This is a genomic window from Streptomyces ureilyticus, from assembly GCF_011045025.1.
In the GTDB taxonomy this organism is placed as follows: Bacteria; Actinomycetota; Actinomycetes; order Streptomycetales; family Streptomycetaceae; genus Streptomyces; species Streptomyces ureilyticus.
The window spans coordinates 1-8077 of sequence record NZ_JAAKZX010000323.1; the positions used below are offsets into that span (position 1 = coordinate 1).

Genomic DNA, 8077 nt, shown 5'->3' on the forward strand with positions numbered 1-8077 from the left:
ACCGCGGGAACCCGCCCGACGCACCGCAACTCGTCCCCTCGGTCGAGCGAGTGACCACGCTGACTGGCCGACCGCCCGGCACCGTCGTCGCCGACCGCGGCTTCGGCACCGCCGCCAACGACCGGGCACTGGCTGAACTCGGCGTCCAGCGGATCGGCCTCCAACGCAAAGGAACACCGGGAAAGGCACGACGCGAACACGAGCGCACCCGCCCGTTCCGCCGGATGCGGAACTGGAGAGTCGGTATCGAAGCCCGCATCAGCCACCTCAAGCGCAGCTTCGGCTTCCGCCGCACCCGACTGCGCCGCCTGGCGGGCGCGCAGACCTGGACCGGACTCGGGATCTTCGCCTACAACCTCCACCGGATGACCGTCAGCAGCCCGTGAGGAAGCAGGCACCCCCGCCCCCGGCCCCGGAGCAAACGCGCAACAACCGGCTCCGACCAAGCCAAACACTTTTTCAGGAGCAAGTAGCTAGTGGCTTCCGGCGCGCAGCCCAGCTTGAGGAAGGCGTCCAGGGTGAAGGCGGAGTCGCGGACCCAGCTGAAGCGGTAGTCCCAGTTGCGCTCACCGCCGAGCTCCTCGGGCAGCGAGGTGGTCGCGGCGGCGGCGACCGCGCCGGAGGGCGCGAAGACCAGGAGCTTGAGGGCGAGCGCGCTGCGGAGCACCGCCTCGCGCCAGGGGCCGGTGTACGTGCGCTGTTCGGCCCACTGTCGCCAGGCGACGGTGGTCTTGTCCAGGCGGTCCTCGCACTCGGCACGCGTGGGCAGGACCAGCGGTTCCTGGTGTGCGTAGGCGAGCGCGATCAGGGCCCGGGTACCGGCATCGGCGTGGAATCGTGCGGTGACCGAGTCGCTCGTGCACTGCGGATTTCCCGCGTTCCAGGCGCAGACGGCGACCGCGTCGGGCCCTGAGACCGCCACCGGGATCCCGGCGCGCTGAGTCATGAGCGGTGCGCGCGTGCCGTACTCGAAGCGCGGCTGGACGCTCCAGCGCATGGGGACACTGCCGGCGAGGCACTCGATCCGCCGGACCAGTTCCCGACCGGGCGCCAGGGAGAGGTCGTCGGCCAGGGTCAGCGCGTCGGTCAGCCGGACCGTGCCCTGCACGGTGGTGAACGTCGTCTCCAAGACGTTGGTGCCGGGGAGGTAGCGGCGGGTTGCGGTGCAGGGCACGTCAGGCTGGAGGAGGAATCCGCCGCCGCGGGCCTGGTCGAGGACGGCGGCGAACAGGGTGGGTGAGTCCAGGTCGGGCCAGGCCAGCCAGTCCACCGAGCCGTCGCGAGCTATGAGCGCGGCGGAGCGCCCGTCCCCGATCACGGCGTAGTCCCGCAGTGGCGCATACCCGTCCGCCCGTACCAGAGGTTGTGCGGTGTCCGGGTCGGTCGGGGTAGGGCCTGATGCAGGAGGCGGGGCTGTCACCTTGAGACCACCTTCTCCGGGCTATCGTCCGGTGGAGTCGGGCCGGCCGAGAAGGCCGCTCAGGGGTACGTCGGGGTCGGCGAGCCGCGTCGGATCGACCGGTTCTCCGGAGGTGACGAGCGCGCGGAGCGGGTCGGTGACGTCCCAGACGTTGACGTTCATGCCAGCCAGTACCCTGCCCTCAGCGAGCCAGAAGGCGATGAACTCGCGGGTGTCGGTCCGGCCGCGGAAGACGACCTGGTCGTAACCCCCGGGTTCGACATAGCCGGTGTACTCCATACCCAGGTCGTACTGGTCGGTGAAGAAGTACGGGATACGGTCGTACATCACGCCCCGACCCAGCATCGCCTTGGCCGCGACCTGGGGCTGGTTGAGGGCGTTGGCCCAGTGTTCGACGCGGATGTGCCGGCCGAGCAGCGGGTGGAAGGCGTCTGCGACGTCCCCGGCGGCGTAAATGTCCGGGTGGGAGGTGCGCAGGTCGGCGTCGACGCGGATGCCGTTGCCGACGTCGAGGCCGGCGGCTGTGGCGAGCTGGGTGTTCGGGGTGACGCCGACTCCTACGATGACCGCGTCGGCGCCTATGCGGCTGCCGTCGCCCAGCAGCACGCCGCTCGCCCGGCCCGCGTCGCCGGTGATCTCGGCGACCTGGACGCCGCAGCGCAGGTCGACTCCGTGATCGGTGTGCAGGGCGGCGAAAATCTGGGACACCTCGCGGCCCAGTACGCGCAGCAAGGGCAGTTCCGCCGTCTCCAGGACGGTGACCTCCACACCGGCCGCGCGTGCGGCGGCCGCGGTCTCCAGGCCGATCCAGCCGGCGCCGATCACTGCGATGCGGGATGCGGATCTGAAGGCTTCCTTGATGCGGTCGCTGTCGGCGAGCCGGCGCAGGTAGTGGACCCCTTCGAGGTCGGCTCCAGGCACCGGCAGGCGGCGCGGTGATGAGCCGGTGGTCAATAGCAGCTTCGCGTAGCCTATGCGGCTGCCATCGGCGAGCGTCACTTCATGTCCGGCCGGGTCGATCGCTGTGACGGTGGCGCCCAGGCGCAGGTCGATGTCGTGCTTGATGTACCACTGGGGCGGGTGGACGTAGACCGTCTCACGCTCTTCCTTGCCCAGCAGGTAGCCCTTGGACAGCGGCGGACGTTCGTAGGGGTGCTGGTTCTCCTCTCCGAACAGCACGATGGGGCCATCGAAGCCCTCTTCCCGGAGGGTTTGTGCTGCCTTCGCACCAGCCTGGCCGGCTCCGACGATCACGAGTCCTGTGTTTGCGGCCATGTCCTCTCCTTCTGCTGCCTTGGCTGTGCCCTCGCCGCCCTGGAGCCCATCGTCGGCGATGGCGCTGCGCTGCGGGTGGTTGCGGTGTTTGCTGGGTGTGTCTGCCGATCGGTGGTCGCAGGAGGCTGCTCCGGGATGGTCCCGTCGGCGACCGGCGGGCATCAGGCGGCGGCGCGCTTGGTGTGAAGTTCGGTATCCAGTTGTTCGAAGAGTTCATTGCCGGAGGCCGTGAACTTGGCTATGCCCTCGTCCTCCAGCACACGCACCACGTCGTCATAGGACACTCCGACAGCCTCCAGGCCATCGAGTACCTGCTGGGCTTGCGCGTAGGTGCCATGGATGGTGTCGCCCTGGATGCGGCCGTGGTCCGCGACCGCGCGCAGGGTCTGTTCCGGCATGGTGTTGACCACTCCGGGAGCCACCAGTTCGTCGACGTATCGGGTGTCGTCGTAGGCGGGATCCTTCACCCCGGTGGATGCCCACAGCGGGCGTTGCGGGCGCATCCCGGCCGCCGCCAGGGTCCTCCATGGGTCTGATGCGCATGCCTGCTCGAAGTGCTGGTAGGCCAGGCGAGCGTTGGCGATTGCTGCCCGGCCGCGCAGGTCTCGTGCCTCCGGTGTGGCGGTCTTGTCCAGTCGGCTGTCGACCTCGGTGTCCACCCGGCTGACGAAGAAGGAGGCCACCGACGTGATGGACGTCAGGTCGTGGCCCGCCGCATGCGCCCTGCCCATGCCGTCCAGGAAGGCGCGGAGCACCTGGTCGTAGCGGTCCAGCGAGAAAATCAGGGTCACGTTGATGCTGATGCCCTCGGCAAGCGCCGTGCTGATCGCCTCCAGGCCCTGCTGCGTGGCGGGGATCTTCACGAACAGGTTCGGGCGGTCCACCAGCCACCACAGTGCCCGTGCCTCGGCGACCGTCGCCGCCGTGTCGTGGGCGACGCGCGGATCCACCTCGAGCGACACCCGCCCGTCGACACCCTCGCTGGCCTCGTACACCGGGCGCAGTACGTCGCAGGCCCAGCGCACGTCGAACGCGGTCAGTAGCCTGACGGCTTCCTCGACCCGAACCCCGCGCCGGGCGAGATCCTCTACTTGCTCGTCGTAGCGGGCACCCGAGCGGATCGCCTTGGCGAAGATCGTCGGGTTGCTGGTGATGCCGACCACCCGCTGTTCCCGCACCAGGTCGGTCAGTTGGCCGCCCCCGAGCCGCTCCCGGCTCAGGTCGTCCAGCCAGACAGCTACGCCTTCGACGGCCAGCCGGTCCAGGTTCTCACTCATGATCTTCCTCCCTCGCGTCGCTTCGGGCGATGCCCTCTTGTATGCCGCACCGATATCTCCTGCGGACGGGGCGCAGACCTCCTTGACGCAAGGAGGCCGGCGACCGCGCGGTGACTCGATGCCGGGCGGGTGTTACCCGCGTTCCGGATAGCCGAGCCAGCCCCGGCAACGCGTGCGGGTGAGCCGATGGAGGGGCCCACCCGCCTCGTCACTTTCCGTGGCTGCTGCCTGCCGTCAGTGAGACTGCTGCTTGCCGTGGTAACGCTGTGCGAGCCGGGCGAGGGCGACCGCGCCGAGCAGAAGGCCGACATCGCGCAGCGCGATGTCGTAGTGCCCGGGGATGGTCAGCAGGTTGACGATGATCCCGGCGAGCCATCCGGCCACCAGCCAGCCCCCGAAACGCGGTGCGAACGCGACGGCAAGGCCCGCGACGATCTCGATCACTCCAACGGCGTACATGGCCGCCTGGGCGCTGCCAGGAACGACATCGTTGATCCACGGCGCGAGGTAGGTGGGCCAGTCCACGAGCAGGTTGGCGAACTTGTCCAGCCCGAACAGGATCGGCGCCACGGTGAACCCGGTGCGCAGGATGACGAACGCCTGGTAGCCGGGATCAGTGAGCACGGCCCGCCGGGAGGCGGCGGATGTGGTGGTTGTGGTTGCGGACGACATGACACCCTTCCTTCTATCGACAACTCTTACTAACGATAGAAGCGCGCTAATCTTCTTTAGTCAATCACTGTTGGTTTTACACTGGTGTTCGTGGATCACTCGAAGGAAGCACCCAGCCCCGACGTCTCCGCCGTCGCCGCGCTCGACGAGCCGACCCGCAGGAGGCTTTACGACCACGTCGTGCGCCAGCCGGGACCGGTCAGCCGCGACGAAGCCGCCGAGGCCCTCGGCCTTGCCCGCCAGACCGCGGCCTTCCACCTGGACCGGCTGGCTGACGAATCACTGCTCGACGTCGTCTACGAACGGCGCAGCGGACGAACCGGCCCGGGAGCGGGCCGACCCGCCAAGCTCTACAGGCGCTCCAGCAAGCAGGTCACCGTCAGCCTGCCCGAGCGACACTACGAGCTGGCCGGACGGCTCCTCGCCCAGGCGCTGGAGGAATCCGAAGCCACCGGTGAACCGGTCCGCCCGGTCCTGCACCGAAAGGCCCACGAGCTAGGCACACAACTCGCCGGACCGGGCCAGGCAGATGCGTTCGCCGTGCTGGAAGAGAACGGCTTCGAACCCCGCTGTGACGGTGACGCGATCGTCCTGGGCAACTGCCCGTTCCACGCGCTCGCCCGCGAACACACCCAGACGGTGTGCGGCATGAACCTCCACCTGCTTCGAGGCGTGCTGGAAGGGCTCGCCGAAAGCGGCCTCCAAGCGTGCCTGGCGCCCCACGCCGGTCACTGCTGCGTCCGCCTGGAGCCGACTTCCGCACCACCCACCAGCGTGCGCCCATCCTGAAGCGTTACACCACTCGCAGCCCGCAGTTCGACATCCCCGAGGAGTACGTCATGGACATCACCGCACCGGTCGCAGCCTCGGCACCGGAAAAGGCTGGTATCCCCACCCGCTTCATCGGCATCCCCGGCCCCCAGACGACGGTGCCGTCCATCAACCCGCTGCGCGTCGTCCGCGACACCGGCGGCGCGGCAGGGCGGGAGGGCGGCATGAAACTCATCGACGGCCTCAAGATGCTCGGCACGACGTAACGCCTACGGTTACGTCGGCGGAGCGGGGCTTCTGGCCACCCCCACCGCGGCCTGCGCCGTCGTATCGGACGCCCGGCGCAGGCCCGCCGCCGCTGTTGGCGGTGAGCCGGGTGGCGCGAGGATAGAGCCTTCGGGTCGCCACGCGAGCCCCGGGAACTGCCGTGGAGAGTCACTGCCCGTCCACGACGACCCTGTGTTCAGCGTGGAACGATCAGCGGCTCATCCGTCATACGCGATCAGGTCGGCGACGTCCCACACCAGCGCCCAGCGTCAGGGCGGCCCGCTGCAGCGACAGCCAGTCGCCGGGGGCACCCAGCAGAAGAGCTTCGAGGCAAGGGCCTGCTGACACAGAGCGATCGCTCGATGCACGCGCCGATCAGCGCGGCCGCGGTCCGCATGTCCGGCGCAGTCTCCACGCCCCACCCGCGGGGTCGGCCGGCTGGAGATCCGGAGCGTTTGGGTACCGGGGCTTGAGCTTGGCCGTCGCCGGTCGCGGCTGTGGCTTCGGACCGCTGGGCCCTCGGCTCTCGCCGGGGCTGCTGTGGGTGCCGGTTGAGGCAACAGTTGTTCACCAGGAACGTGACACGGCGCTGACCTGCGGTCAAGCTGCGTTGGCTGCGCGGCGTTCGGCGGCGAGTGCGGCGACGTCGGCGACTGCGTACCAGGGTTGTCGTGGGCTGCCGCCGGAGCGCTTCAGCCGGCCGCGTCGGACGAGTTGCCGGACGCCGTCGAGGGCGATGCCGAGCTGCTGGGCGGTCTGGTGTGCGGCGAGGTGGCCGGGCCGGATGATCTGCGACTCCATGGCCCCATGATGCGGCAGTGGCGCACCGGTGGAGTACCGGCGGTCGCGGCCCTCAGTCCCGATACCTAGCGTCGTGAGCAAAGACCGACCCGTGCGAAAGGAGGGCTCGCGGATGCCCATCCTTGCGTATCACCAAAGCCCTGACTGGACCAAGGAACTCTACCAGGCGACCATCGACCAGGTCATTCCTGACCCTAACAACCTGCCAAGTGGGATGATCGCCCACTATGCGGCGCCCTTGGAGGGAGGCGGCTGGCAGGTTGTCGATGTCTGGGAGTCTGCGGAACATCACGACCGCTTTCTTCGCGAACGGGTGATCCCTGCCGCCCAGGAACTGAACGCGCCTCCCTTCGACACCAAAATGACCGAGCTCTACAACTCACTGGTCGCTTAGCAGCACTCGCTACCTCTGCCTCGTGCGCAGCACTGGTTAGCCTGACCGGTTTCGGGTACTCCGTCTGGTTATTGCCGCAGGATGGAGAAGATCATGGTCATCAAGAGACTCCACGACATGGGCATACGCAGCGAGCACGCTTACATGGCCGCCATCGGTAGCATCGGCCTGTCCGTGGCCTCCTGGTTCACCAGCCTGAATGCCGAGCCCGTCGGCGGGCTAGGTTTCCGGCGGGGTCGCGGCTTGGCCCGCGCTGACCGGTGGGGCATCTTCGTCGGCGAATGGGCGCCCACCTTCTTCGGCCTCGGCGTCGCCCTCTCCCACTACGAGCAGCAAGACGGCACGCTTACGGCCAGCGTTCACGAGATCCGCGAGCAGAAGAAGACTGGCTGACCGGCGGGTCATCTCGGGGGCTCGCGGGGTCACGGCGTACAACGTCGCCTCTCCCTCCGACGACTGCCGGGGAGGGAGGCCGGCCGGGAAGGCTGAACCGCTCGTTTCCCGTTTTCCTCAGGTGTGGAGGCTGGTCTCCCTCAGCGATCATCTGTGCAGGTCACACCGAGGGAGGCAGGCCAGGGAGGCGGTGAGGGAGAACTCCCCGAGCCCTCGGGGAGCCCTCTACGCCGCGTCGCGGCTGGCGAGGGCGTCGACGACCTTCTTGCGTTCGACCACCATGACGCCTTCGCTCTTGTGCGGCTCGGCGTCGAAGCCCTCGAGGAACTCCTTGAGGTCGCCGTTCTTCCACTCGCGGTGGTAGGCCTCGTCGCGTGCGGGGAGTCGCTGGAGTACCTCCTGCGTCCGCATGCGGGACGCGGCGCCGAGGGCGGCGAGGATGTCGGCGAGCGGGTCGACGTCCTTGACGACCTCCAGCTGGTGGACGGTAAGCGACGCCGCTGCGCAGCTGCTTGGCCCGTTCGGGGATCTCCTTCTCCGTGGTCCGGGGCGAGTTGGTCGGCTGAACGGCGATCCCCCGGCGCGCGGCGGGGGGCCGGGCGGAGCTACAAGGAGAGCCGGGCGTACTTCTCGATCAGACCCGTCAGCCACTCGGGAGCAGAGTCCGCGTCGAAGGAGTTCTATACCGCGTAATGCTGTCGGCGTCCGTGTCGACCACGCAGGTCGGCGCGGGGGACGGCCCCAGCTCGCGTTCCGAGTCCACCACCTGCCCGTACAACACACCAACACCCCCACCCACCCCAGAAC

At 68.7% G+C, this 8077-nt stretch carries 11 protein-coding genes; 5 read left to right on the forward strand and 6 right to left on the reverse strand.

Going from position 1 to position 8077, the window contains the following annotated elements; genetic code table 11:
- On the forward strand, positions 1-386 hold a 386-nt coding region (locus G6048_RS45355), incomplete at its 5' end, for a transposase (protein WP_165337808.1).
- Here the strand turns inward: G6048_RS45355 and G6048_RS45360 are convergent.
- The 4 genes from G6048_RS45360 to G6048_RS45375 form a co-directional block, all read right to left on the reverse strand.
- Positions 350-1420, reverse strand: coding sequence for a glycoside hydrolase family 15 protein (locus G6048_RS45360; RefSeq protein ID WP_328828876.1), 1071 nt, complete (start codon positions 1418-1420; stop codon positions 350-352). The genes G6048_RS45355 and G6048_RS45360 overlap by 37 nt on opposite strands.
- A 21-nt stretch (positions 1421-1441) precedes the next feature.
- Positions 1442-2695, reverse strand: a complete 1254-nt coding sequence (locus G6048_RS45365) for an NAD(P)/FAD-dependent oxidoreductase (protein ID WP_165345465.1) — start codon at positions 2693-2695, stop codon at positions 1442-1444.
- A 161-nt stretch (positions 2696-2856) separates the two neighbouring features.
- Positions 2857-3972: a transaldolase gene (tal, locus tag G6048_RS45370; RefSeq protein ID WP_165345466.1), complete on the reverse strand. Its 1116-nt coding sequence runs from the start codon at positions 3970-3972 to the stop codon at positions 2857-2859.
- A gap of 234 nt (positions 3973-4206) precedes the next feature.
- The gene (locus G6048_RS45375) at positions 4207-4644 is read right to left on the reverse strand and encodes a hypothetical protein (protein WP_165345467.1); all 438 of its coding nucleotides are present in this window, start codon (positions 4642-4644) and stop codon (positions 4207-4209) included.
- 84 nt (positions 4645-4728) lie between these two features.
- Here G6048_RS45375 and G6048_RS45380 point away from each other — a divergent pair, with 84 nt between their 5' ends.
- Both G6048_RS45380 and G6048_RS45385 read left to right on the forward strand, forming a co-directional pair.
- A complete protein-coding gene (locus tag G6048_RS45380) occupies positions 4729-5433 on the forward strand; it encodes a helix-turn-helix transcriptional regulator (protein ID WP_165345468.1) in 705 nt (234 codons plus the stop codon).
- Positions 5434-5483: 50 nt separating this feature from the next.
- Positions 5484-5681, forward strand: coding sequence for a hypothetical protein (locus G6048_RS45385; RefSeq protein ID WP_165345469.1), 198 nt, complete (start codon positions 5484-5486; stop codon positions 5679-5681).
- A 601-nt stretch (positions 5682-6282) separates the two neighbouring features.
- Here the strand turns inward: G6048_RS45385 and G6048_RS45390 are convergent.
- Positions 6283-6483, reverse strand: coding sequence for a hypothetical protein (locus tag G6048_RS45390; RefSeq protein ID WP_165345470.1), 201 nt, complete (start codon positions 6481-6483; stop codon positions 6283-6285).
- A gap of 112 nt (positions 6484-6595) precedes the next feature.
- Here G6048_RS45390 and G6048_RS45395 point away from each other — a divergent pair, with 112 nt between their 5' ends.
- Both G6048_RS45395 and G6048_RS45400 read left to right on the forward strand, forming a co-directional pair.
- Positions 6596-6877 (forward strand): hypothetical protein, encoded by a 282-nt coding sequence (locus G6048_RS45395; RefSeq protein ID WP_165345471.1) that lies wholly within the window; start codon positions 6596-6598, stop codon positions 6875-6877.
- Between the two features lie 93 nt (positions 6878-6970).
- A complete protein-coding gene (locus tag G6048_RS45400) occupies positions 6971-7270 on the forward strand; it encodes a hypothetical protein (RefSeq protein WP_206342938.1) in 300 nt (99 codons plus the stop codon).
- A 225-nt stretch (positions 7271-7495) separates the two neighbouring features.
- Here the strand turns inward: G6048_RS45400 and G6048_RS45405 are convergent, their stop codons facing one another.
- Complete coding sequence (locus tag G6048_RS45405; RefSeq protein WP_165345473.1) at positions 7496-7681, reverse strand: hypothetical protein; 186 nt, start codon at positions 7679-7681, stop codon at positions 7496-7498.
- Between the last annotated feature and the right edge of the window lie 396 nt (positions 7682-8077).

Coding starts and splice junctions, on each gene's coding strand:
- G6048_RS45365 (WP_165345465.1), bottom strand. CDS start 2,695: ATGGCCGCAAACACAGGACTCGTGATCGTCGGAGCCGGCCAGGCTGGT.
- tal (WP_165345466.1), bottom strand. CDS start 3,972: ATGAGTGAGAACCTGGACCGGCTGGCCGTCGAAGGCGTAGCTGTCTGG.
- G6048_RS45375 (WP_165345467.1), bottom strand. CDS start 4,644: ATGTCGTCCGCAACCACAACCACCACATCCGCCGCCTCCCGGCGGGCC.
- G6048_RS45385 (WP_165345469.1), top strand. CDS start 5,484: ATGGACATCACCGCACCGGTCGCAGCCTCGGCACCGGAAAAGGCTGGT.
- G6048_RS45390 (WP_165345470.1), bottom strand. CDS start 6,483: ATGGAGTCGCAGATCATCCGGCCCGGCCACCTCGCCGCACACCAGACC.
- G6048_RS45395 (WP_165345471.1), top strand. CDS start 6,596: ATGCCCATCCTTGCGTATCACCAAAGCCCTGACTGGACCAAGGAACTC.
- G6048_RS45400 (WP_206342938.1), top strand. CDS start 6,971: ATGGTCATCAAGAGACTCCACGACATGGGCATACGCAGCGAGCACGCT.
- G6048_RS45405 (WP_165345473.1), bottom strand. CDS start 7,681: ATGCGGACGCAGGAGGTACTCCAGCGACTCCCCGCACGCGACGAGGCC.